The organism is Streptomyces sp. NPDC007164, assembly GCF_040634135.1.
GTDB lineage: Bacteria > Actinomycetota > Actinomycetes > Streptomycetales > Streptomycetaceae > Streptomyces > Streptomyces sanglieri.
Genome location: NZ_JBEYFB010000073.1, coordinates 1 through 23,594 on the forward strand (window position 1 = coordinate 1; position 23,594 = coordinate 23,594).

Annotated in this window: 18 protein-coding genes and 2 pseudogenes; 10 read left to right on the forward strand and 10 right to left on the reverse strand. The window is 69.5% G+C overall.

Going from position 1 to position 23,594, the window contains the following annotated elements:
• Nucleotides 1-408: 408 nt before the first annotated feature.
• Nucleotides 409-693 (forward strand): CGNR zinc finger domain-containing protein, encoded by a 285-nt coding sequence (locus ABZ622_RS38915; protein WP_360551625.1) that lies wholly within the window; start codon nt 409-411, stop codon nt 691-693.
• Between the two features lie 109 nt (nt 694-802).
• On the opposite strand, the gene ABZ622_RS38920 is transcribed toward ABZ622_RS38915, so the two are convergent.
• From ABZ622_RS38920 to ABZ622_RS38930, 3 genes are all read right to left on the reverse strand, one after another.
• On the reverse strand, nt 803-1,477 hold the full coding sequence (locus tag ABZ622_RS38920) for a response regulator transcription factor (RefSeq protein ID WP_360551627.1): 675 nt from the start codon (nt 1,475-1,477) through the stop codon (nt 803-805).
• Between the two features lie 24 nt (nt 1,478-1,501).
• The gene (locus ABZ622_RS38925; RefSeq protein ID WP_360551629.1) at nt 1,502-2,833 is read right to left on the reverse strand and encodes a histidine kinase; all 1,332 of its coding nucleotides are present in this window, start codon (nt 2,831-2,833) and stop codon (nt 1,502-1,504) included.
• Nucleotides 2,834-2,919: 86 nt separating this feature from the next.
• On the reverse strand, nt 2,920-4,899 hold the full coding sequence (locus ABZ622_RS38930) for a protein-arginine deiminase family protein (RefSeq protein ID WP_360551631.1): 1,980 nt from the start codon (nt 4,897-4,899) through the stop codon (nt 2,920-2,922).
• A 232-nt stretch (nt 4,900-5,131) separates the two neighbouring features.
• On the opposite strand from ABZ622_RS38930, the pseudogene ABZ622_RS38935 reads away from it, so the two are divergent.
• Together ABZ622_RS38935 and ABZ622_RS38940 are read left to right on the forward strand one after the other, a co-directional pair.
• Nucleotides 5,132-5,512, forward strand: a pseudogene (locus ABZ622_RS38935) (IS630 family transposase); the annotation flags it as partial.
• A 244-nt stretch (nt 5,513-5,756) separates the two neighbouring features.
• The gene (locus ABZ622_RS38940; protein WP_360551659.1) at nt 5,757-5,915 is read left to right on the forward strand and encodes a hypothetical protein; all 159 of its coding nucleotides are present in this window, start codon (nt 5,757-5,759) and stop codon (nt 5,913-5,915) included.
• A gap of 226 nt (nt 5,916-6,141) precedes the next feature.
• Here the strand turns inward: ABZ622_RS38940 and ABZ622_RS38945 are convergent, their stop codons facing one another.
• On the reverse strand, nt 6,142-8,550 hold the full coding sequence (locus ABZ622_RS38945) for a hypothetical protein (protein WP_360551633.1): 2,409 nt from the start codon (nt 8,548-8,550) through the stop codon (nt 6,142-6,144).
• 382 nt (nt 8,551-8,932) lie between these two features.
• On the opposite strand from ABZ622_RS38945, the pseudogene ABZ622_RS38950 reads away from it, so the two are divergent.
• A pseudogene (locus ABZ622_RS38950) lies at nt 8,933-9,591 on the forward strand (restriction endonuclease).
• A gap of 364 nt (nt 9,592-9,955) precedes the next feature.
• On the opposite strand, the gene ABZ622_RS38955 reads toward ABZ622_RS38950, so the two are convergent.
• Nucleotides 9,956-10,228, reverse strand: a complete 273-nt coding sequence (locus ABZ622_RS38955; protein WP_360551635.1) for a DUF6225 family protein — start codon at nt 10,226-10,228, stop codon at nt 9,956-9,958.
• A 226-nt stretch (nt 10,229-10,454) separates the two neighbouring features.
• On the opposite strand from ABZ622_RS38955, the gene ABZ622_RS38960 reads away from it, so the two are divergent.
• Nucleotides 10,455-11,117 (forward strand): DUF4232 domain-containing protein, encoded by a 663-nt coding sequence (locus ABZ622_RS38960; RefSeq protein WP_360551637.1) that lies wholly within the window; start codon nt 10,455-10,457, stop codon nt 11,115-11,117.
• 112 nt (nt 11,118-11,229) lie between these two features.
• A complete protein-coding gene (locus tag ABZ622_RS38965) occupies nt 11,230-11,535 on the forward strand; it encodes an integrase core domain-containing protein (RefSeq protein ID WP_360551639.1) in 306 nt (101 codons plus the stop codon).
• Nucleotides 11,536-12,316: 781 nt separating this feature from the next.
• On the opposite strand, the gene ABZ622_RS38970 is transcribed toward ABZ622_RS38965, so the two are convergent.
• From ABZ622_RS38970 to ABZ622_RS38980, 3 genes are all read right to left on the reverse strand, one after another.
• A complete protein-coding gene (locus ABZ622_RS38970) occupies nt 12,317-13,456 on the reverse strand; it encodes a hypothetical protein (RefSeq protein WP_360551641.1) in 1,140 nt (379 codons plus the stop codon).
• Nucleotides 13,453-15,792, reverse strand: coding sequence for a hypothetical protein (locus tag ABZ622_RS38975; protein ID WP_360551643.1), 2,340 nt, complete (start codon nt 15,790-15,792; stop codon nt 13,453-13,455). Before ABZ622_RS38975 ends, ABZ622_RS38970 begins: the two co-directional genes overlap by 4 nt.
• Before the next feature lie 117 nt (nt 15,793-15,909).
• Nucleotides 15,910-17,412, reverse strand: a complete 1,503-nt coding sequence (locus ABZ622_RS38980) for a hypothetical protein (protein WP_360551645.1) — start codon at nt 17,410-17,412, stop codon at nt 15,910-15,912.
• 361 nt (nt 17,413-17,773) lie between these two features.
• Here ABZ622_RS38980 and ABZ622_RS38985 point away from each other — a divergent pair, with 361 nt between their 5' ends.
• From ABZ622_RS38985 to ABZ622_RS38995, 3 genes are all read left to right on the forward strand, one after another.
• Nucleotides 17,774-18,370, forward strand: a complete 597-nt coding sequence (locus ABZ622_RS38985; protein ID WP_360551647.1) for a hypothetical protein — start codon at nt 17,774-17,776, stop codon at nt 18,368-18,370.
• Between the two features lie 34 nt (nt 18,371-18,404).
• Nucleotides 18,405-18,896, forward strand: coding sequence for a hypothetical protein (locus ABZ622_RS38990; protein ID WP_360551649.1), 492 nt, complete (start codon nt 18,405-18,407; stop codon nt 18,894-18,896).
• Nucleotides 18,897-19,700: 804 nt separating this feature from the next.
• On the forward strand, nt 19,701-20,672 hold the full coding sequence (locus ABZ622_RS38995) for a cytochrome P450 (protein WP_360551651.1): 972 nt from the start codon (nt 19,701-19,703) through the stop codon (nt 20,670-20,672).
• A 369-nt stretch (nt 20,673-21,041) separates the two neighbouring features.
• On the opposite strand, the gene ABZ622_RS39000 is transcribed toward ABZ622_RS38995, so the two are convergent.
• A protein-coding gene (locus ABZ622_RS39000) for an IS3 family transposase (RefSeq protein WP_360551653.1) occupies nt 21,042-22,294 on the reverse strand; the annotation gives its coding sequence in 2 pieces (ribosomal slippage) (nt 21,042-22,012 and nt 22,012-22,294; 1,254 coding nt in all).
• 148 nt (nt 22,295-22,442) lie between these two features.
• On the opposite strand from ABZ622_RS39000, the gene ABZ622_RS39005 reads away from it, so the two are divergent.
• Nucleotides 22,443-22,979: a hypothetical protein gene (locus ABZ622_RS39005; protein WP_360551655.1), complete on the forward strand. Its 537-nt coding sequence runs from the start codon at nt 22,443-22,445 to the stop codon at nt 22,977-22,979.
• A 261-nt stretch (nt 22,980-23,240) separates the two neighbouring features.
• Here ABZ622_RS39005 and ABZ622_RS39010 read toward each other — a convergent pair.
• On the reverse strand, nt 23,241-23,594 hold a 354-nt coding region (locus ABZ622_RS39010), incomplete at its 5' end, for a hypothetical protein (protein ID WP_360551657.1).

The window sequence follows — 23,594 nt, forward strand, 5'->3', positions numbered from 1 at the left end:
TGAACAGGCAACGGAGCTCCTTGCGGGACAAGCTGTCTTGGACGACTGCCTGTACCAACGAGCTCCATTGCTTCACGTCGAGACCCCGTCAACGCTCCTTGCGTGACCAGCAAAAACGCTAACTACCCGGCCTTGGGTCAAGGTCCGACCCCCGACCAGCCCCCCCGGCCTGGACGAGGTCGCCGTCCTGCGACCTGACCGCGCCACCACGACCCGAGCACCTGGAACCACTGCTCGCCACGCACGGCGTGGTGTACCGCACGCTCACCGCTGCGCAGGCCGAGACGATCTGGACCTGGAGCCGACGCCTGGCCGCGTGCTTCGGTCGGCAGGAACTCGAAGAACGGTGCCGAGCAGTCAACACACTCCTCGCTGACGCCTCCAGCAGTCCCCGGATCTCCCTGCACGATGGCTGGCCCCACCTGCACTACAGCGCCACCGGCGCCGACGCAGCCGCTCATATCCGCGCCGTCACCGCAGCCGGACTCGCCTACGTCGTGTGTTCCGCCGGCGCTGAACGGCTGGGGCGGTGCGCGCCACGACTGCGGTCTGGCATTCGTCGACACCTCCCGCGATGGCCGACGCGTTTACTGCTCCGTGCGCTGCGCCAACAACGACGCCGTGGCGCGTCACGGTGAGCGGCGCCACGATGAAGACCGGCCCTCAACTGCACGGAAGACCCGGCGAACGTGACTGCCCGGGACGCCGGCATTTCACTTCCCAGCGCGGTGTGCCGGTTCTCTCACGGCGGGCGGCGGGCGGCGGGCGGCGGGCGGTACGTCGGCCGCCGGGGGATCCGCCCTCAGACTTGATCGGCCGAGGCCAGGCCGGACTGCCACGCCCAGGCCGCGATGCCGACCCGATTGCGCACGACCAGCTTGCGCTGGAGGTTGGCCACGTGGGACTTGACGGTGGCGAGTGAGATGAACAGCTCCTCGCCGATGTCCACGTTCGACAGGCCCCCGGCGACCAGCACCGCGACCTCCTCCTCACGCGGGGTCAGCGGCTCGACGGGCGGGTTCCCGTCCCGGTCGACCGGCGGGACGAGCCGGTGCAGCATGCGTGCGGTGATCTGCGGGCTGATGAGCGCGTCGCCGGACATCGCCGCACGCACCGCCTCGACCAGAAGCGTCGGTCCGGAGCGTTTCAGCAGGAAGCCCGAGGCTCCGCCTCGGAGCGCGGCGTGTACGTACGCGTCGAGGTCGAAGGTGGTGACCACGACGACCCTGACGGGCGGGTCCGCCTCGGGGCCTGCGAGCCGCCGGGTCAGTTCGAGGCCGTCCAGGCCCGGCATCCGGATGTCCGCCAGCAGCACGTCGGGACGCAGGCGCTGGGCGGCATGGAGCGCGGTGACGCCGTCCGCAGCCTCGGCGATCACCCGCATGTCGGGTTGGGCATCGAGGACGAGGCGGAAGCCGGCGCGGATGGCTTCCTGATCGTCCGCCAGCAGAATCCGGATGGTGCCGGAGGTGGTCATACGACGGTCTCCTCGGGGGGCACGCTACGAGCGGGGGCTCGTTCGCGTGTGCGGGTACGCCGCCGGTTGAGTACCGGCGGGCAGCGGAAGAGTGGCTGTGACCCGCCAGCCCGCGGCCCCGTGCGGCCCCGCCGTCAGCGAGCCGCCGAGGGCTTCGGCCCGCTCAGTGAGCCCGGACAGTCCGAGGCCGCCCCGCGCGCGATCCGGAGGGAGGGAAGCCCGTCGGGCGGCTCCGGCCTCGGTCGTGTCCGTGACGGTGATACGGAGAGCCGTGCCGACCCGGAACGGCACCCGCCGGGCGGTGATGTCGACGACCGTGGCGGCGGACGCGTGCCGGCGGATGTTGGTGAGGGATTCCACCACGATCCGGTAGCCGGTCGCGCTGACCTCCCCGGGCAACCCGTCCAGCGCGTCGCTGGTCACGTCGAGACGGGCCGGAACGGTGCCGGTGCGGGTGAACCGGGCTGCCAACTCGGGCAGTTCACCCAGGTCATGCCGCCGATCCCGGGATCGGTCGGAGCCCTCCGCGCCGGGGGGCCGCCCGGCAGGCGGGGCGGGGACGCCGCTCGGCACCGCCGCATCCCGGATCCGGCCTTCGTCCTGGCCCCCGTCTGTGTTGAGCGTCCATACCGTACGGTCCATCGCGGCCAGCGCCTGCAGACTCGCTTCCTCGATCCGCGGCAACAACTCCACGGCCCGCGCAGGGTCCTGCCGTGCCAGGAGCCGGGCCGCTTGGACGAGCACCACCACTCCCATGACGTCGTGCGCCGCGAAATCGTGCAGATCACGGGCGACTTCGAGACACTGGTCACGACGCTGCTCCGCGAGCGCCCGGCGTCTCCTGGAGTCCTGGACGCGCAGATAGCCGCCCAACGCGACGGCACCCGCCGCCAGCAGCGACCAGAGCAGGCACAGCACCCCGGTCTCCGCCGGCCCCGAGGGCGGGGTCAGATGCGGGCCGATACGCAGGGGCAGCGCCGCGATTGCCCCACCCTGCACGGCGGTGTGGGCGATCGCCCTGGCCGTTCCGCTCATCCGACGCACCGTCGGCACCAGGAGCACGAGCAGCGCGAGTGTCTCCAGCACCCACCACCAGCCCGTGGCCTTGACGACCGGCCCTCGGTAGCACGCCGTCACCGCCCCGGAGCCGACGGCGGCGGCGGGCCCCAACCATCGACGGGCCGACCGGCGCCGGGGCAGACGGGTCGCCGCCGCCATCGCCGCACCGGTCGTCAGCAGTCCCACGGCGACGATCGAGACGCCCGTGGCAGGCCCGGTTGTCCAGGCGGCAGCGGCCACACCGAGGAGCAGAAGCCCGCCGAGCACGCGCAGTTGGGGCAGGTACCGGTCGCTCATGAGTATCGACCCTATGAGACGGAGCAGCGAGTCCGGGTGGCGGCCCGGGACCTGTGCCGGTCCCGCTCGGTCCGCTACGGCCCGGTTCAGTCCCGCTCGGTCCACCACGGCCGGGTTCCGGAGAGACTCCGCAGCGCGTTGGTCGCGCAGTGCACCTCGCCGCCGACGGTGCCCCGGTGGTGCGCGTAGGCCCAGTCCTCCACCCAGGAGATGCGGGTGCCGGTCCGGCTCAGCGCCTTCTCGGCAGCCTGCTCGAAGGTGTCCCGGCCGCCCGCCTCCGGGGTGTGCTGGCGCGGCGCCAGATAGACCCCGGTGCCGGTGCTGACGCCGTTGGCCGCGCCGGGCAGGTAGTTGGCGACCAGGTCCTGGCGCGGATACCCGGCAGGCACATCAAGTCTGTTGAAGAGGGCCGGGACACGCACGATGTCACGATCCGTCAGACCGGCCTGATCGCGCAGGGCGCGCAGGGCGGTGTCGATGCCCCGCGCGGCGATCTCGGTGCCACGGATCAGGGACGGTTTGCGCAGCGCGTCGGCGACCGTGAGACCGGGGTCCTCGGTGTCCTTCGCGGCGATCCCGCGTGCCAGCGCCCGACCGCCCCCTCCGTGCTTCGCGAGGTCGCTCAGCAGGCTCCGGCCGAGGACGGGGTCGGCGACGACCGCCACCCAGCCCCGGGCGTTCCGGGCCGGGACGAAGGACAGGAACTCGTCGATGTGGCCGACCCCCAGCCAGCTGGTGTCCACTGCCAGGGGCCGCTGATAACCCTGCGCGGCGAGCATCCGGGTGAAGGACGGGTCGGGGGATTCCTGGCCCCCGGTCCCGCCGTAGATGACCCGCCCGACCGGGTAGTGGCGGCCACGCCAGGTGTACGGCGGGAGGGTTCCGAAATTTCCGGTGGAGCTGAAGGAACCGTAGTACTGGCTGTCGTCGCTGCCGACCCGCCGGGGGTCGTACTGCTGGAGCACTCCCGTACCGGGGCCGCGCAGCAGTGGGAAGGCGCTCCGTGAAGCATCCCTCAGGGGGAACTCGCGTGTGGCCGTACCCGGCATCACGTCCGCGGAACGCACGACGACAGTGACGCGGTGCTCCCGGCCCCCGCGAGCGGGGATGGAGGCGTATGCGGTTTTGAACAGGTCCTGCATCCAGACGTCGCCGCCCGTGGGGTAGTTGTACAGCGGGGCGGGCAGCCCGGCCCGGTCGAGGCCGCGTCGCAGGTCGCGGCGGAACGCGGCCTCTCCGGGTTGTACGGGCCGTGGCTGTACGGCGGGGTCGTAGCGCTTGCCGCGCTCCACCTCGGCCGGCCCGGTGGTGTGGTCGGCCGTCATCAAGCTTCGTATCGGCATCAGGTCGTGCTCGAACACCAACGGCGCGACTCGGAGCCGTACTCGGTCCTCGGTGGTGGTGCCACCGCGATCGACCTTCAGGACGAGGTCGGTGAAGCCCGCCCACTGCTCGGGGTCGCGTACGAAGTCCCGTGCCTCGACGCCCAGCGCGACGCCGTGGCGCAGCTCGCCGGTGCTCAGCCGGTCGCCGGGCTCCAGCAGGACCATACGACCACGGCGCTCGGCGAAGATCCGGACATGGTCCCGGGAGGCCGGGTCGGCGGTGACGGTGGCGGTGGTCCCGGCCTCGGCGCGGGGGTCGGCGGTGATGCGCACGGGGGCGAGGTCGGCCAGGTCGGCCGCGCCGTCGATGACGGAGTTCGCGGCGTCGTTGCAGGCCGCGAGGCGGTCATCGGGCAACCGCGCGCCAGCGGGGCCTGCGGTGGGGCAGCGCCGCTGGTCGTCGTCCACGTTGGGCAGCATCAGCGCACCCCGGCCGCGGGTCCACATGTCCTTGCCGGGGTCGTCGTCGGCGGTGACCCGGCCGTCCCGGTTCGTGTCCGCCCGGATGACCTGTCCGAGCGGCGCGGCGTGCGCCGGATGCCCCGGAAGCGTTCCGGACATGACCATGAGCAGGGCCGCGCCGAGCGCGCCCGTACTCGCGGGCACCAGACGGCGGCGCCGGTGGCGAGGGCGTCCGACGGGGCGGGCACCGGAGGTGGGCAGGGAGCTTTCGTTGTCCATGGCCCCACCCTCGGCGGGGCGCCGACCGCCGGGCATCCGCCGGATGGCCGGTTCCTGTCCGGTGGACGGGAACCGTCTCATCCTTTCGGTGGGGTTGCCGGACCACGGCGGATCCGGCCGAGCGTCCCGCACGCCGCCCGCCACGCGGTCGTACACCTCGTCGCCATGGTCCCGCGCGGGGCGGCTGCGCGGCCGGACTCATTCGCGCAGGGCCGATGACCGTCCGATCGGTGTGGGAGGCGGGTCGCCGGAGCCAGCCAGGGTTCGCGGGCTGACCGACCGGAAAGGGGTAGCATCGGCGGCGGATCGTGCGGCGAGGCAACAGCACGGTGCGGATCCGCAGGGCGATGGTGCTGCCGGCCTGGGGGGCGGGAACACCGTCCCGGTGATCGCCGGGCTCGTCCAGGCGGACGAGGACACTGTCCGCGACGTGATCCACCGCTTCGACGATCGGGCCGGCTACCGCCTGGACCCTCGGTGGGCGGGAGGCTGTCTCCGCCTGCGCACGGTTGACGAGGAGGAGTTCGTCATCGAGATGGCCACCACCCGCCTGACCAAGCCTGGCAAGCCCTTCACGCGCTGGTCGATCCGAAAGCTCGCTGACTCTGTCCGCGGCACAACGCCTCCCGCATTCCGATTCGTGTGCGGGGCGTGTGTGATCGCATCACAACGACGCCGGCCGGAGCCGCGGCCTGCCAGCCGCGCCGACGAGGCCCGCCGGATCCACCGACGGGCGGGCCTGCCGCCCGCTCAGGAGGATCGCGCCCCGGGTTGGGTGACGACGAACTGTTCACCGGTCCGGCTGCCGCACCCCGACCGGCCCGCTCAGGGCCGCCCGGGACAGGGAAAGCGCACTCGTGGGATTGGGCGAGGCCCTGACCGAACGGGGAGACAGCGACGAAGCCCGCATCTGCCTCAGCCAGGTCGTCGAGCTCGGCGACGCCGTCGACAGCGCGTTCCTCAGCCGTGCGCGGAAGCGCCTCGAAACCCTCCCTGCCGTGCGCGGACTTCCATAACCGCCCCTGACCACCCCGGGCGGCCTCCCTTTCTGTTCCAGGGCGCTCATCTCGGCGGGGTGTACTCGCGTTCCTGGACGACCGACGGCCTACGATGCCGTCCGGACCCGCGTCGGTTGTCATCCTCGGCTCGGCGGTGTCGGGGCGGGAAACGCGGAACACTAGACAGAGTGCGGGTCAGTCACAGCTGCATGAGGGCGTGCCCCGACCGGGGCACGCCCTCTCCTCACCTGCCAGGCGTCGACCCCGGCCGTACCCGTCCTGCCCGCCTGCGGACGAGAATCGCGACAAACAACAGCCCGGAACCGCCCACCAGCAGCGGCACCAGCCGGCCTCCGAGGATGTCGGACGAATCCCTGGCGGACTGCGCGGAGCTCCGGCCCTTGTCGCTGCCCCCGCCGGCGTAGCCGTTGCCCGAGCCCTTGTCGCCCTTGCCTCCGGAACTGCCCTTGCTGGCGAACGAGTTGTCGCCGCCCATCCAGATCTGCCTGCCGTTGGCGGCGGGGCGTGCCGTACGAGCGGACCGGGCGGTGTCCTGCCGCATGCCGGCCCAGCGGTCGCGGAAGGCTTCGGTGGAGGAGACCTTCTGCAGTTGGAGCCGAGAGAGGTCGACGCCACCGTAGATGTAGGTGTGCGTGTAGATGTAGTTGCCCTTGCGGGAACGTTCGGTGACCTTGAACTCACCGTGCTTGTACGAGTGCACGTAGGCGTCGAAGGTGTCGCGCGGCTTCCACTTGGTCCGCGATTTCCAACGGCTCACGTCGCCTCGGTCGATGAGGTCGCCGTACGTGGACGGGCCCTGGGGGGCGCGCTCGCGGTACCACTCTGCGGCGACCCTGGAGAGATAGACGCGGCGCAGGGCGGCGTACTGCGATGCGTGGTTCACAGCCCGCTCGATGCCGGGCAGGATCAGGTCCCGGAACGTGTTCTCGTTGCGCTCCTCGGACCCGGGGGAGCTACGGTCCTTGCAGGAGGCGGCACCCCCGCTGCCCTGCCCGGAGAGGTGCTGCGACTCCATTTTCACCTTCAGCGGCGCGTCGAGGATGTAGAGCTGGTCGTCCTGCTCGTTGACGCGTGCCTGACCGGGAACGATCCAGGTGCGGAACGACATGCACTTGCCGTCGATCCGGTTCCAGAACTTCTTGCCCAGCTCGGTCTTCGGGTGTATCAGGGCGGCCGTCGTCTTCTTCAGCTGAAGGTCGGCCTGGAGCAGGATGCGGCCCACGTCGGTGCGGCCCAGGTCCGCGTCGACGATACGGTCCGGCTCGGTTGGGTTGAGGTTCACCCAGAACGTGGAGCGCGGCATGGACAGCCAGACGAAGAATGCGTCCGAGCTCTCCTTGGCGGCCTTCACGCCTGCTGCCGAGTTCTTCTCGTCGCCGGGCCCGCCGGGGCCCGCACTGAAGGCGTACTGCAGTCCCTTGCCGGAGTCGGAGAGGTAGCGCAGCTCCAGGGTGGTGAAGTCGATGCCACCCGGTGCGGAGGCCGGGTCGGCGAGGGCCCTCGTCAGGCCGCTGCTGCGCGGTGCGGACGTCGCCTCGTCCTCATCGCAGGGCTGGGAGGGCAGTGCGTCGAAACGGGTGAAGACCGCGGGATTCGTCAGAGTGACAGGTGAACTCTCGTGAATCGATGCGTTGTTGACCGTAGTACCGGTGCACGGGGTGCCCGGGACCTTCATGGTGTCCTTGGTCGCCTCCTCGTACTCCTTCTCGCGCTGCTGCTCCTCTCCGTACTCCTTCCTAGCCTTGGGGACGTCCTTGCCCAGTTGCAGGCGGGTTTCCTCGTTGCGCTTCGAGGCGATCTTCTTGTACTTGGCGCTGATCGCCTTCACCGCCCGTTCCCGGGCCTCGTCCGTGGTGTGTTTCTTCATCGCCACGGCGATCTTCTGGTTGCGCTCGGAGACCTCGGCATCGGTGAGGTCGTAGTCATAGGAGTAGAAGCGGCGGGCGCCGCCGTCGACGAGTTGGCGGCACTGCTGGCAGAAGGCCCGCTCCGAGGCCCAGGTGAGCTCGTCGAAGGAGGCGCCGCCGTAGCCCGGGTCGGCGTTCAGGCGTTCCAGGGCGCGCAGTACGAGGGTCTCGGAGTGGCTGCCGGGGTCGTTGGTCTCGTCGGAGTTCTGGCGCTTGGGAAAGCTCATCCCGCCGACCATCAGCAGGTGGTCGAGGCCCGCATCGCGCACGCGCTGGTACGCGCCCTCGGGCAGGTAGTCGCGGAACTCGAAGAGGTCGACCTTTCGGTAGACAACCAGCGGGCCGCTACCCTGGGGCGGGTTGCCGACGATGACGTCCAACTGCTTCTCGCTCAGACCCGTCGGGTCGACGAGGGCGAAGGCCACGTTGGACCACTCGCTGAACGCCCTGCCCGGCTGCCCCTTCTCCATGGCGAGCCGGATCATCAGAAGCTCTTTCATGAGCTTGTCTTCGTAGTACGGCAGCTTCCCGCTGTCCGGTACGCCAGCCGGCAGGGCAGGTGCCGAGGCGGGTGCGGCGGCGGTGTCCGGCCGGCCCCCGGCGGGGCGGGCGGCGGCGGAAGGTGACGCGAAGGCCGCACTGCCCGCGAGCGGGAGGGTGAGTGCGAAGGCGGCGGTGATGGAGCTGACGGTTGTCGTCAGACGGTGCCGAGTGCGGTGAGTCACGGTGACACATCCCCGTATGCGCGTGAGTCGCGATGAAGGTGTCCGCTCCGGTGAGGGGCTCAATGACCCTTCCGAGTACCGATTGTGACGTCTCGAAACGTCTCTGCGGTTCCCGGCTCAAGGTGGCGAACGAGTCTGTACATGCGTAGGCGAGGCGTTGTCACGTTGGTTGACCGGCCTGGGATGATCTTGGGACTGAGGCTTGCAGCCGCTTCGACGAGAAGATGACCGTCGTCATCGTCCTGGCGCTCGGGATCCTTCTGGCCCCGACCCCGGTGGGCCAGGGCATCCTGAGCTTCCTGGGGCAGGTCGCGAGCGGCGTGACACAGGCCGGCCGGTGAGCCCCCGCAGGCGCCGGCCCGCGGCGACCAGGCGTCGGCCGGTGCGGCGGCGCACCCGCAGGCGCGGCAGGCGGCAGCGTGCGAATGACCGGCTGGTCGTGCTCCTTGTGGTCGCGGTTCTGGCCGTGGTCAACTGGCTGCTGGTCCACTGGTGGGTCCTGGTCGCCATCGGTGTCCTGGCCGTCCTGGGCGGTGGTGTCCGGCTGTACCAGAAGCAGCAGCGGGCACGGTGGGAAGCGGTCCGTACACAGGGCCTGCGCTACGGGCTGACGCAGCTGGACAGCCTGCACCATGCCCGGTTCGAGGACGCGGTACGGGAGCTGATGCACCGTGACGGCTGCCAGGACGCGCTCCGCGTCGGGGGCGGCGGCGACCTGGGCGCCGACGTGAAGGCCACCGACCTCTACGGACGGCGCTGGGTCATCCAGTGCAACACCGCCGCAACGGCCTCGCCGGCTCCGCCGTCGGCGCCCCGGACCTCCAGGTCCTCAACGGCACCGCCCGCCAGGTCCACGGCGCCGGCATCGCGGTGATCGTCACCAACGGCCGCGTCACGGCCCCAGCCGTCACCTTCGCCGAACAGCAGCGCCTCCACGTCGTCGACCGCCACACCCTCGGAACGTGGGCAGCAGGCTCCCGCCCCTTGTGGGAACTCCTCCGCGCCGTACCACCACCCCGCAAACCGACCTCGCTCTCCTGAAGCCGCGCGCCGGCGCCCTCGTACGCCCTGCTCCTTCCAAGGATGCCGACTGCTCGCCGCATCTCTGCCCGGCTGCCACACGAACCCCGGCCTACGCGCCGCGCCGTGCGTGGCACGAGCTGCTGGCCGCGACGGGCCTGTTGCCGTCGACACCCACCGGATTGAGGGACCGGCCTCTGCAGCTGAGCTCGCTTCGCGTGCGGCGCCGCGCCCCGGTGCCGTTCACTGGCGCTTCCTCACGAACTGCGACGGCGGGGCCGGGAAAGTCCTGTCGCTGGAACCCGAGCTGTACGCGGGTACCGGCATCACCCCACTGAATCCCACCTGCCCCCTACCTGGGCGAGGCGCCGCAGTGGGTTCCGGTTCAGTCCAGGTGGTCGTAGGCGCCCGGTTCCCAGTCGGCGAACAGCGTCAGTGCCTGTGCTGTCTCGGTACGTTCCGGCGTGGTGGAGGTGGCCGGCCACCAGTTCTCCACCTGATGAGCGTCCACGAGGACGAAGTCCCGGTATCCGTCGAAGTCGCCGGGGTCGTCTGCCACGCCGATGTGGATGGGCGCGTCATCGGGCAGGTCTTTGAGTGCATCGCGAAGCTGCGCGGCGTTCCAGACCTGCGGGGTGTGCTCGAAGACGTCGGTCATGGGCACAGAGTGCCGGACCGGACCGCGTTGCCGGTGGATACACGGCTACGACCGGGGCCAGAGGCCGAACTCGGGCCACGCTGGTGACCGTACGGCGACGCCTTCGCGGATCGTGAGGTCGATACGCCTGTGACGGAACGAAGACGTCGCGGGGGACCGCCTGTGACTCGGTGCGGGATACAAATACTTCCGACCACATGCGCCGCGCTATTCCTGGGGGAACACCGTGAAGTACACCCGCATCACTGCTCTCGCCGCCATCGGCGTCGCCGCCACCCTCTCGCTCACCGCCTGTGGCAGCGACGGCTCCGGGAAGGGCTCGTCCTCCAAGGACTCCTCGTCTTCTTCGTCCTCGGACGGTGGCTCGAAGTCGCAGGGCAACTCGGGCTCCCGCGGCTCGGAGGCCAGCAACGCGAAGTCCGGCTCCGGCGAGGAAACCAAGGCAGAGGCAGCCGCGAACGGCGCGACGACGACCAGCGGCAAGGTCACGTTCTGCAAGACGGAGGACCTGGCCATCGACGCCACGGACGCCGCGCCCGACGAGGACTCCGGCAGGATCGACATCACCATGATCAACCGGGGTTCGACCACCTGCTCGGCGACGGGCTTCGCGGGCGTCGACATCAAGGACGCCGACAACACCTCGAACCCCATCGAGCGCGGCCACGCCCAGCCGCGTATCACCACCCTGAAGCCCGGTGACGCCGCTGTCTTCAACCTCGCCTACGACATCGACAACACCGGCGACAGCCTCGCGTCCCCGACCAACATCCTGGTGACGCCCCCGAACGAGACCCACACCGTGACCCTGAAATGGCCCGCGGGCGCAGGGGACATCAAGGGCGCCTACACCGACGTTGAGGTCTACCCCACACACACGACCAAGTAGGGGCGGTGCCCGCGGGCTGCTCCTGGCAGCGGGCCTGCTGAGAGATCACCGGCCCGGACCGCGCGGCAGGTGCCGCGCCGCGGTACGCGGCGGCCGCCGCCCGCTTCAGGTGGTGCTCAGCGGCGTCCGGATGCCGAGGATGCACTCGGTCATGGAGCGGTGGGTGCAGACCTGCAGGCGAGAGCTACTGGACCGCACGCTGATTTGGGACCAGCGTCACCTCCTGCACGCCCTGCACGCCCTGCGCGAGTTCGAGACGTTCTACAACGGGCACCGGCCGCACCAGGGAATCGCCAACGCTCGCCCGCTCCACCCGCTGCCCGCTCCGATCGAGGATCCGGACCGGATCGACCATCTGGACATACGACGACGAGCACGACTCGGCGGCATCCTCCACGAGTACCAACATGCCGCTTGACCAGCATGGGTGAGGTATTCGGCAAGGGCAGGGCCGGGTGACGGCCTGCCCTTCCGGTTCATCCGAACGTGCGCCCCGGCTGGACCGGGACGAACTGCCCCTGGCCCAGGGCAAGCACGGCAACCCGAGGTGGCCGGCCTTTGCCGACCGCTACGGGCTCGCCCCCTCCCGCCCCGTGCGGTTGGGAAAATGAGGCCCTGGAACCGGCGCCGAACTCCAGCAGCTGGTCCTCAACGCCGTCGGCCCATACATCGACCGCGACGTCCTCGCCCGGCAGATCGCCCGCGAGGAAGAACAGCGCCGCGCCCTGGCCGACTTCTTCGACGGCTGGGGCGCGGTGGGCGGAACGCCGCCCTGACCGGCACCGGGACCGTCAGGCCGTCCCGCTGCCGATCAGAGGGCGGGTTGTTCATAGGTACCGTCCATGGCCGAACGGCACCACTGCATTGCGGTGCCGTGAAGGACCAGGAGGCGACTGCCCGGGACGCCCGCAGTCGTGGCCATGGCGGACAGCAGCCCGTCAACCAGCGCGGTACCGTATCAGCCTTGCGGCTCCTGCGGCTTGACGTCGAACTCGCGCAGATCGTTCAGCAATCCTGCGATCCAGCACTACGGAGCGATTCAGCAGCGCCGTACTTCGGTCATCCGGTGCACCGGCAGCCTGGCGACGCGACAGTGCAGCACAGAGCTGCCGGGAATTCTGGCCGTCATCTCGTCGGTGTCTTCGACGTTGGCGGCGGCCACTGACAATCGGCCCCCGGCCGACGCCCGGCCGCCCCGGTCATGCACGGTCCAGCCATTCTTCCAGTGCGTCCGGGGTGTCGGGGAGCCCGTACTCGTCCGACAGGAGCAGGCCGAGGTCCCCCGACGCCCAGATCCGGTCGCCGCCGAGCAGCGCCTGGAGCACGGCACGCTGAAACGGCGTCAGCGCCGCGGCATCGCTCACCTGTCCGGTGGGAAGGGCGAAACAGGCCAGAGTCGTGGCCCAGTCCGCCGCTTCCGAAGGCTCGGAGTCCTGCTGTTCGATCCGCAGCAGCGTCCGTACGAGACAGTCCCGGGCGGCCTCCCGGCGTCCCTGGGGGAGACGGTCCAGGGTCCGCAGGATCAGCTCCCCCGCGTCGCCGAAGTGCGTCCTGGCGGTCATCTCGTACTCGTCGGGGTCCGTGCAGATCACGCCCAGCTCGGCGGTCAGGGCACCGATGGCCGAGGGCGGGATGTCGGGCGCGGTGATGCGTGCCAGGGCCACAGCCGCCGCCCAGCGGTCGGGTTCGTCGCCGTCTGCCAGGGTCCGCTCCAGCAGGGGCGTGTCGGAGCGGTCGCCTGCGGCGCCTGCCAGCAGGCCGAGGGCGATGAGCGCGGTCGCTCGCTGAAGGCGCGGCAGTGGCCGGGCGCACAGCCGGCGCAGCGCGGGCAGGATGAGCGGGGCGTGGGCGGGGAACCAGGCCGCGAGCATGGCCGCCAGAGCCGCCGTCTCGGGGTCGTCGTGGTCCAGCAGCGGTACGACGACGGCCGGCACCCCGGCCCCGACGGCTTCGTACACGGCGGTCTCGACCGGCCACCCGTCGGTCCGGGCGGTGTCGTACCCGTCCGGGAACCACTGGCTGTCGTCCTCACCTGTGACCAGGGCGGACAGGTACCACAGGAGCTTCTTCCGGCCGGGCGTCGCCTCGCCCGCGAGCAGGTGCAGCAGGAAGGGGACGGCGTGGGGGGTCGCCTCGTAGATGTTGCCCTGGTGGTACAGGCTGGACTCGGTGCGGAACCATGCCTGGTCCCGGGTGTCCTGGTCCGGGGCGATCAGGTCGCGGAGCTGGGCCGGGACGTCGGTCGCCGGGCCATAGGCATGGCGGAGTTCGGCCCAGGGCACCCGGTCGAGGTCGGCGAGGGGCCGGGTGACGGGGAGCGTGGCGGGTTCGGGGGTCATCGGGCGCCTCCGAGGGCCTGGTGGGTGCGCTGGGCCTGGCGCCACGACTGGAATTCGGGCAGGACCGCGATATCGGTGAGGTCACCGAAGGAGGGGTCGCGGGTGAGGACCTGGTCGGCCACCCGGTAGGCGTCGTCGGTGCGGCCGAGGGCGAGCAGGACGCGGACCTGGGTGTCGCGGACGAAGTCGTACTCCGGGTCGTCGGCCACCGACAGCGCCTGTTCGACGGCGGCCAGGGCGCGCTCCGGTTCGCCGCTGTGCAGCAGATGCCAGGCAAGGGCGTTGCCGGTGCGGCGTTTGACCTCTTCCTGGAAGGCACCCTCGTCGGTGAAGTGCCAGATCGTGCCGGGTATCAGGGAGAGTGTCTGCTCGGCGTACCGGATGAGCTTGGCGGTCGCCTCGGGGCGGTCGGCGTCCGGTGCGTTGTCGGCGAGGTGGCCGAGGGCGTCGACCAGGCCGTAGTGGGCGTAGAGCTGGTCGTAGTCGGAGTAGCACGTGCCCGGGGTGCAGAGCGTGACGGCTTCCTCGAAGGCGGTGACGGCCGCCGTGTGGTCCTGGGCGGCCTGTTTCTCGGCGCTGGTCCTGACCAGGGCGTGCACGGCCTGCCAGTTCGGGTCGTGGACGACCTCCTTGGTGCCGGTGTCCCGCAGGTCGAGCCGGGTCCGGGGAAACATCGCGCGCAGACGCTCCAGCGTGGGCCGGTCGAGCTTGGTGTACCGCAGGCCCGCGAACTCGAGTCGGCGCAGTCCGAAGAACGACTCTGGAAGGGTGGTGAGTTCGTTGAACGACAGGTCGATGTGGCGCAGGTTCGACAGGTGGGTGAACGCGTCGTCGGGCAGCGCGCGGAAGGCGGTGCGTGCCTTCCGGCCGTCGAACGTTTCCTTGCCCCAGCGGTCGATCTCCAGGTGTTCGAGGGTGGTGATGTCCCAGATGCCGGAGAGCAGGTCCCGGCTGGGAGGGGGCTGGTTGGAGCCCGGGGCGCTGCCGTTCATGCGCAGGACGCGCAGGCGTGGCAGCCGGGCCAGGTCGGGCAGCCGCGCCAGCCGGGCGGACAGGGAGCCGGTGAGGTCGAGCTCCTCCAGCTCGGTCAGGTTCAGCAGCTCGTCGGGGACGGAGGACAGCCAGACATACGACAGGTCGAGCGTCCTCAGTCCGGTCAGGCGGGTGACGATCGGGGGGAAGTCGACCAGGGTGTCGCAGTAGTAGCGGCCCTGGTGCTGGCGGGACAGGTCCAGCTCGCGCAGCGTGCGCAGCCGGGCGAGCGCGTCGGGGAGCGGGCACGTCAGATGCGCGGCGCGCAACACCTCCAGACGGTCCAGGTCACCGAGGGACTCTGGCAGGGCCGTGAAGGCGTTGTCGGAGATGTCCAGCAGCCGCAGGTTCCGCAGCCGGCCGATGGACTTGGGCAGCCCGGTCAGCCCCGTCCCGGCCAGGTGGAGTTCTTCGAGGGCGGCCAGCTCGCCGATGCGCGGGTCGATTGTCTTGAGCTCGGCGTTGCCCTCCAGGGAGAGGACCCGCAGGTTGGGGAAAGAGAGGAGCTGCTCGGGGAAGTGCCTCAGCTTGCGTTCGGACAGGTCGAGTTCAGTCACCTGCTCCGCCCGGTCCAGCAAGGCGTCCAGCTCCTCCAAGGTGGCCAGGTGACTCGGCCGCACCCCCGCCCGCAGCACCTGCCGCCCCTCGCGCAGGGCTTCCTCGATCTTCTGCGCGTCCGCCTCGCCGTCATCGTCGAAGAGCTCGGGCAGCAGGACGGCCTCCGGTTCCCCGTCGTCGAAATCGACGGGGCAGTTGGTACTAGAGGGGTCGGCGAGGAGCAGTGCCTGCGGCTGCTCGGCGAAGGTCATGCCGAAGTACGACATGTTGATGATGATCCGGGCGCGAGTGCGGCCGCACACCGTGAGCCAACCGCCGGCGTCCTCGTCCGAGACGCAGACTCCACACGTCACCTCCAGATCCCCGCGCACGACCAGGTCTGGGCAGCCGGACAGCAGCACGTTGCGCGCCCGCAGAACCCCGGTGACCAGGAAGAAGTTACCTTCGAGGCCGTCCCACCAGTCCAGGTCTCCGTCGACGGTCAGGTCACCGTCCACGACGGTGTTGTACGGCACCCAGTCGCTGTCGCCCTCCGGCTCCAGGTGACCCGCGACATGCAGACCGCCCTCGTACAGGCGGATCTCCTGCTCGTCGGCGAACTCGGCGTACGGGTAGCCGACATCGACGGAGACCCGGAACCGCTCCTCCGCCTCCTGGGCGCTGATGACGCGGTACCCCACCGGTGAGTGCACCGTGGTGAGGGCGGGGGGTACTGACGGGCCGCTCTGGGATTCGTCATCGGCCATCTGTGGTTGCTCCGTGGGATGAAGTGCCCGGTAAGGCGGATTCGGTGGGGGAAGCGCGAGGCACGGTGTGCTGCGCGATCGGCTGGGGCGGGCCGCCAGACCGACGGGTACATGCGCTCAGTGGGCCTCGGCTTGCGCAGCCGTACGGAAGACCGGCAGACCCTCGCGGAGCCGGGCGAACAGCAGATGCCGGTCCATCATCTCCTTGCCCTCGTCCTCGCCTTCTTCAACGGCGAAGACCTCGTCCACCAGCAGCTCGCGCAGCTGCTCCTGGACGCCGTCGCCGTGCCCTTGCTGGTAGTCGTCCGGGTCGAAGTGGAGATCCGCTACCACCGGGGCGATCGTCTCGTGTTCGTCCTCGATGACCAGGCGGGCGCGGATGGTGCCCGCCTGGAGCGTGTTGTCGTTGTAGTAGCCGTAGACGACGTCGGCCTCGATGTCTCCGTCGACGGACATCTCGCCGTCGGTGTACACCCCTCGGGCCGTCACCCCGCCGCGGATGGCCACCACCGAATCCGGGCCGCAGTCGGCCAGTACGCCTTCGACCGTCAGCGAGCCGGTGACCACGAAGGGGGCCACCACCTTCAGGTCGCCCTTCACCACCAGGTCGCCGTGGTGGAAGAGCGGCGTGTCCACCCGCTGGTCGCCGGCCAGGGTGCGCGTCGCGCCCGTCCGGCCGAGCGCCCTGGCGCACAGCTCGGGAAGATGCGGCAGATGGTCGGGATCGCAGCCGTCGCCCAGTTCGGCCACGAAGTCCTGGTAGCTGTCGAAGTCCGGCTCCACCAGCGTGGTGAGCCAGCCGCTGTTGTCCGGGATCCCAGCAACCTCACACACCTCGGCCAGCTCGGCCCGCATCACCCCGGCCGCTTGCCGCAGCGCCTCCATGTCGACGGGCAGCGGGCCGCCCTCCACCACGGGATACCGCGAATGCGCCGGGGCACCCGCAGCCTCCAGCAGAGCCACGATCTCCGACCGTGCCTGCCGCTGCTCCATGCTGTACTCCGGCAGGCGCAGGGCGATCCCGAGCGGGGTCTTGCCGAGGCCGTCGACCGCGGCGTTGTCGGCGCCGCGCTCCAGCAGCAGCTTCACGAGCCCCGGTCGCGCCGAACCGACGGTCGCGTGCAGCGGAGTGTCTCCGCGATCGTCGACCGCGTCGGTCGGTGCGCCGTGGTCGAGCAGGAAGGCATAGAGCGGCGCGGCCACACCGTTGTGGTGGGCGAACGACCCGCCGGTGGTGAAACCGCACGGGCCGTCCAGCCGGGCGCCGCGCTCGACGAGCAGCGCCAGCACCTCCACGGAACGCTCCGCCCAGACCGCCGGAGCGGAGTCACTCAAGGCCACGGCCCACACGGCGGGGGTGGCACCGCGATTGTCGACGGCGTGCACATCCGCGCCGCACTCCAGCAGCGCCCGTATCACCTCAAGGAAAGGCAGCGGGTCGGCGGCGCTGTACGGGGCCTTCACCGCCCGGTGCAGCGGGGTGGCGCCGTCCTCATCGCGCGCCGAGACATCCGCCCCGTCGGCGATCAGGGAACGGACCAGTGCGGCACCCTCGGCGGGGTCACCTCCACGATCAGACGCGACAGCAGCAAAAAGGGATCGGCTCATGACTTCGCTCATGGTGAGGACTCCTGGACAGCGCACTGACAACGGACCCCGGCAGGCCGGATGCCGGACCTGTCAGAACGTAGAACATCTGACCCAGGCCGTTGGTCATGAGCAGGGGTAATTCCGATGGTTTCCGTGGCCGATTGCGTAGTTCTACTGACACCGGCGCCGGTTGAGACGCACACGGGAGAGACGGCGCCATGCTCGGATGGGCCCGGCACCGCAGGCCCGCCACATCACGAAGGAGAAGGAAGCCGTGCAGCTCGACGAAGAAGGCCAGGCCAGTTCGATCCCGGAGATCCTCGAACAGTTTCCCGGCCGCGAGTAATCCTGGGCGCTGGAGGCGTTCGAGTACTGGGGCGCACCGCCGACGGTGCGACTCTACCCCTCTGGATGCACGACGACGCAGCCGGTCGAGACCGGCGACGGCCCGTATTTCGTCGTGGTGGACGGCGACCTCACGTCCACCACCCCCGTGGATCTCGGGACGCGCGACTACACCCCGGGGCTCGTGATCGTGACCGGGAGCCTGAACGCCCCCTTGCTGTACTTCGCCAACAACATCCGTGTGTTCGTCGGTGGCGACGTCCGCGTCAGCGGTGCCTGTCTTGGGCGACTCGGAGACCGCAACGCCATGCTCACCGTCGAGGACGAACTCCACGCATGCGCCCTGATCCTGGGCTCATACGCCGAGGTCTGCGCGGACGGAGGCATCCGTGCGCTCGTCTACGCCCACGGGTTGGATCAACTCTGCCCCGACATCGTCAACGACGGCTTGGGAGACGACTCCCCCTTCTTCCGCCCGGAGTTGCTCGACCACCACGAGAACTTCTCGAACTCCCTCCAACCGGCCACCGCATTCATGGCACCACCAGCCGGCTCATCCGCCACGCCGGGCTCAGCCCCCAGGCCGTCAACACTCAGATCATCAGGCATGATCGGCACGATAACCTCACGCACCAACAGGTGACGTCCACGAGTCCCCGCAGCAGCAAATCCGCATAGTGGAGCACGTAGCCGAAGCCCACCATCCACCACACACGGGCTGGCCAGGCCCCTACGGTGCAACTCTCATCCACGACGCCAGCCTCGGGAAACAACTGCCCGGCCTCCCGGATGCCGCCGGAGACGGCCGCCGCCCGGCTGACCGCGGTGCTCGGCGTGACGGTGACAGAGCGTCGCGATCCCGAACACGGCGGGGCTGTACCTGGAGCCCACCCCGCCCTTCCCAGCCACGCCAAAACTGCGCAGCCTCTTACACCCTCGGCGAAACCGGCGGCCCCGAGGGCTACCGGCCGACCGGCTGGGAATGCGAGGACTCCGAAGGCGAGGAGATTCCGGTCGCTGACGATCAGGTCACCCTTGCCGCAGGCGACTCGGTCACCTGCACGCTCACCAACAAGAATCACGGCACCGCTCCGTCCCCCTCCCCCCACCCCACAGATGCCTACGGCTACGGCCACGGAGACGACGGATACGGCAACAACGATCAATGACACCGTCGAACTCGCAACAGCGGTCTCCGGTGGCGGCGTTTGACAGACCGGCGCGGACAGCACCGGTCCACTCGGTCTGCCGCGCGATTCCAAGGAAAAAACTCAGGTAAGGAGAGACCTCTGCAGTCGCCGACCCCGGACATGAGCCGGGGTCGGTCGTCCGCTGTCGACGGAGAATCGGAGAACGCGCCTTGATCTCTCCCGGGAGCGGAGCCATCCATGGCCCCAATACCCAGGAGAGCGGGAGACAGTCTCGTGCGGGTGCCGCCACGGCCGTCGCAGCCCTGACCAGCTTCGGGCACTGGGCACTGTGGGCCTTGACACCCATCTCTGAGCACGAGACATGCCGTGTGGACTCAGATCACGACGTGCCGAGCTCTGTCGCCCGAGGGTTCACTGATCCTTTTGAGGCTGGCCTCGGCAGTTCAGCCGAGACACTTTCGTCGTGAGTGCGATTTCCGTCATGCTGGTGCGAGGAAACAGCAGGGGCCTGTCCCTTCCCGCCCCCTCTAGGTAAACGGAGTACCGCCCGTGGATCTGGCCTTGTCCCGCCCCGCTCTCCGGATCGCCCCCTCCGACGGTGATCTGCACCGTCAAGCGGCTCGTCTCCGGCGCCTCGGACCGCTTGTCCCTGTCGAGCTCCCAGGCGGCTTGGCTGCCTGGTTGGTGACGTCCGACGCGTTGGGGCGGGCACTGCTGGTCGACCCTCGTTTCGTGAAGGACATCGCTGTATGGCACGCCTGGCAGCGTGGAGAGGTCCCGGCGGATTGGCCTTTGCGTGCCGTCGTGGACACGCCACGTAGCATGATCACCGTGGACGGCATGGAGCATCGCCGACTGAGGGCCCCGCTCGCCCGGACACTCACGCCGACACGAGTGGAGGCTCTGCGCGGCCGGGTGAGCGCCATCGTCGAGGAGCAACTGGACCGACTTGCCGAGGCATCCGCGGCCAGCGACGGAGGGATTGTAGATTACCGCACCCTTTTCGCGTTCCAGGTTCCGATGAAGGTCATTGGCGCATTATTGGGGATCCCAGAGGGCTGGCATGAGACGTTGCGCGTGCTGTTCGAGGACTTCTTCAGTGAAGCCGTGACCGCCGAGCGGAAGAGTGCCGCTGTCCGGGGAATCCGTGAGCTCATCACCGAGTTGATCACTCGTCGCCGGATGGAGGCCGGGGACGATCTCGTCAGCGGCTTGCTGGCCGCTTGCGTCGACGAGCCCTACTCCGACGAGGAGTTGATCGGCACCCTCCTGGTGGTGATCGGGGCGGGCCACGAAACCACCGTGCACGTCTTGGTCAATGGTCTTCGTGCGCTGCTCGCCCACCCCGAGCAGCTGCGCCGTGCGACGGGAGACCCGGCACTGTGGGCCGGTGCTGTCGAGGAAATCCTGCGCTACGACGCTCCCCTCGCCTCTTTCTTCGCTCGCTACGCCACGCAGACTGTGCGGATCGGCGACGCGGATGTGCGGCGCGGAGACCCTCTGCTGATCAACTATCTGGCTATGGGCCGCGACCCTGAACGCTACGGTCCTGAGGCGTCCACCCTCGACATCACCCGACGCCCGCAAGGCGGACACACCAGCTTCGGTCACGGACCTCATGTGTGCATCGGTGCGCCGCTGGCCCGGCTCGAAGCCACCACTGCGCTGCCTGCACTGTTCGAACGATTCCCGGGCATCCGTATCGCCGTACCCGACGCCGCCCTCCAGCACTTCCCCTCCCTCATGCTCAACGGCCGGCTCGACGTTCCTGTACTGCTGGGCACTCGGTCGTAGGGCAGGGCTGGCAGAACCGGGCTCGGCCTTGAGCTCGAATCATGGACACACGAGACACTGGATCCTGAGGATCTGGGAACGGACATCTCGTGGTCGTGATGAACTGTCCGCCGCAGTTCACGGCGGATGCGGTCGCGCTGTACGGCCCGAGGCGAAGATCCGGCAGGTCGCTGAGCCGCCGACACCGGGACGCATCGCCCGCCTGGTCGGTTCGGCGGTCACTACCTTCCACGAACGGTTCTGCGCGGCCACCGTGGATCGGCTCTCGGCGGCGACTCGGCCCCGGCTGGACAACCTGGTCGCTGAGGACGGCGGTGTCGAGGACTCGGCGGGCGGCGGGGTGAACCGCCCCCGGGTTCGGTAGAGATCTCAGATTGTGGTGATGACCTGGGGTTTCGTGAGTTCGGTGTAGTAGTTGGCTTCGCATTCGACGGGTGGAATGTGGCCTATCTCACCGTGGAGTCGTCGGTGGTTGTACCAGTCGACCCATTCGGTGGTGGCGAGCTCGACGTCGGGCAGCGTCTTCCATGGCCGCCGGGGCTTGATCAGCTCGGTCTTGAACAGGCCGATCGCGCTCTCCATCAGGGCATTGTCGTATGCGTCGCCGACCGATCCGATCAAGGCGGCGATGCCGGCGGCGTCCAGATGCTCGGCGAGCCGGAAACTCGTGTATTGCGACCCGGCGTCGGAATGATGGATCAACTCGCCTGGCCTGACGGGCTGTTGGTCGCGGTCGCGTTGCCAGATCGCCATCTCCAGGGCGTCCAGCACGAAGACCGTCTCCTTCACGGTGGCCGCGGACCAGCCGACGATCCGGCGGGACAAGGTGTCCACGACGAAGGCGACGTAGACGACACCGGCCCAGGTCTTCACGTGGGTGAAGTCCGCTGCCCAGCACCGGTTCGGGGCGGCGGCGACGAAGTCGCGGTCGACCAGATCGGGGGCCCGCTCGGCCTGGCCGCCGGGGAGCGTGGTGATGACGCGCTTGCCGCGCACCGCGCCCTGGATGCCGAGCTCGCGCATCAGGCGCTCCACGGTGCAGCGGGCCACGGCATGTCCCTGCCGGTTCAGCTCGCGCCAGATCTTCCTCGCGCCGTAGACGCGGTAGTTGGACGTGTGGACGTCCTGGATCCGCTCCTTGAGTTCCTCGTCGCGCACGGAACGGGCTGAGGGAGTTTCGAGGCGTTTGTTGTGGGCGTAGTACGTGGAAGGGGCGATCTTGCAGTCGTGCTCGGTGAGCGTCCTGCAGATCGGCTCGACGCCGCCGAAGCGGTCCCGGTGCTCGTCGATGAACGTTACGAGCGAGTGTGTGGCCGGTCGAGCTCGGCCGCGAAGAAACTTGCCGCGGCCTTCAGGATCTCGTTGGCCCGCTTCAGCTCGGCGTTCTCCTTCTTCAACGCCCTGAGCTGGGCGGATTCCTCCGTCGTCGTCCCTGAACGCGTCCCCGCGTCGATCTCGTGCTGCTTCACCCAGTTCCGCAGCGTCTCGCGGGAGCCGATGCCGAGCTTCTCGGTCACCGCCTGCAGAGCGGCCGTCTCGTTCGGGTGATCGTCGCGTACCTCGGCGACCATGCGCACCGCACGACGGCGGAGCTCAAGCGGGTATCGGGAAGGTCGTGCCATGACTCGATCCTTTCATGAAATCGAGTCTCTACTGGAACCGGGGCGGTTCAGTTCACTCTGCACCGGTTGTCATAGGGCGCCGATAGCGTGGTCAGCGCGGGCATGCCATGTGGGCAAGCCCGCTCCGGACCGGTGGAAGGACGTGCATATGGCGGATACGAGCAGCATCCTGCGGGCGGCGTGGGTGCCCGACGATGACCCCGAACGGGACTGGGCTGTCGCAGCGGGTCTGGCTGTGGACTGGATCCGGCAGGAGTGCGCGGAGCAAGGTGCCACCGGTGTGCTGGTGCTCAACGCCTGCGGGGTGGAACAGCAGATCCCGGCCCTGCGGCGCTTCGCGGCAGAACACACCATCACCACACCGCGTGCCTCGGGTGAACGCGTCGGGCGCGGGACCGGGCCGGTTTTCGCGTACGTGCCGGACGCGAAGAGCCTCGACTTCGCGATGAACCTGGCCCGGGCGTCGTCGCTGGTTGTGGTGGAGAGCGCCCACGGGTTTCCGCTCAAGGGCTGGGCACGCCAGCTCGGTGCCGTCGATCTCACTCGGCCCGAAGGAGAGCACGCTGATCAGCCCGGACCGTGCGGACCATCATCAAGACGGCGGCCCGCGCGGCCGGGCTCATCAAGGACGAGGACGAACGGGCCCGGCGGGACGCGCCGGCCCGACCGGGTGCGGCCGGCCTGACACCCTCTGCGGCCAGAGCGGTCTTGCCGTGCCGCACACTGTCGGTCTCGAATTGCCCGACCACCGCGCCCAAGCCTTCGTTCCGTCTCTGATTTCATTCCCCGGCCCCCTCTCTCGGCCCCAGAGGGTGCTCGGCGGGGTTCCGGAACCCAACTCGTGGCCGCTGCCGCGTGATTGGCGGCACGGCTTGCGAATACCACAGGCAGAGGGCCGGCTTGCGTGGACGCTCCGCCCTTCGGCAGTGGCAGGTCCGGGATGCCGCTACGCAGGTACGACGTGGACGCTCTGCGCGACGCTGCCGGGGTTGCAGGCGACGCGGGCCACCTCGGGCGCCTCGACGGTGTAGTTGCTGTACACGACGCCCCCCATGCCCGACTGCACGTCGAGGCAGACCACCTTGGCCTGGTAGGTGCCGGTGTCGCACTGCACGTTGCCCCCTCCGTACCAGTGGACGTTGGGGCCCTCATGGAGCCACTCGATCCAGGTGACGCAGCCGGTGGGCGGATCGGCCTGGGCCACAGGGGCTGCTTGAGCGGGGGCAGCAGCCAGAGCGGACAACCCGAGGACGGCTGTCGCGAGGGTCACCATGGTTCGCTTGAGCATCAATTTCTCCTG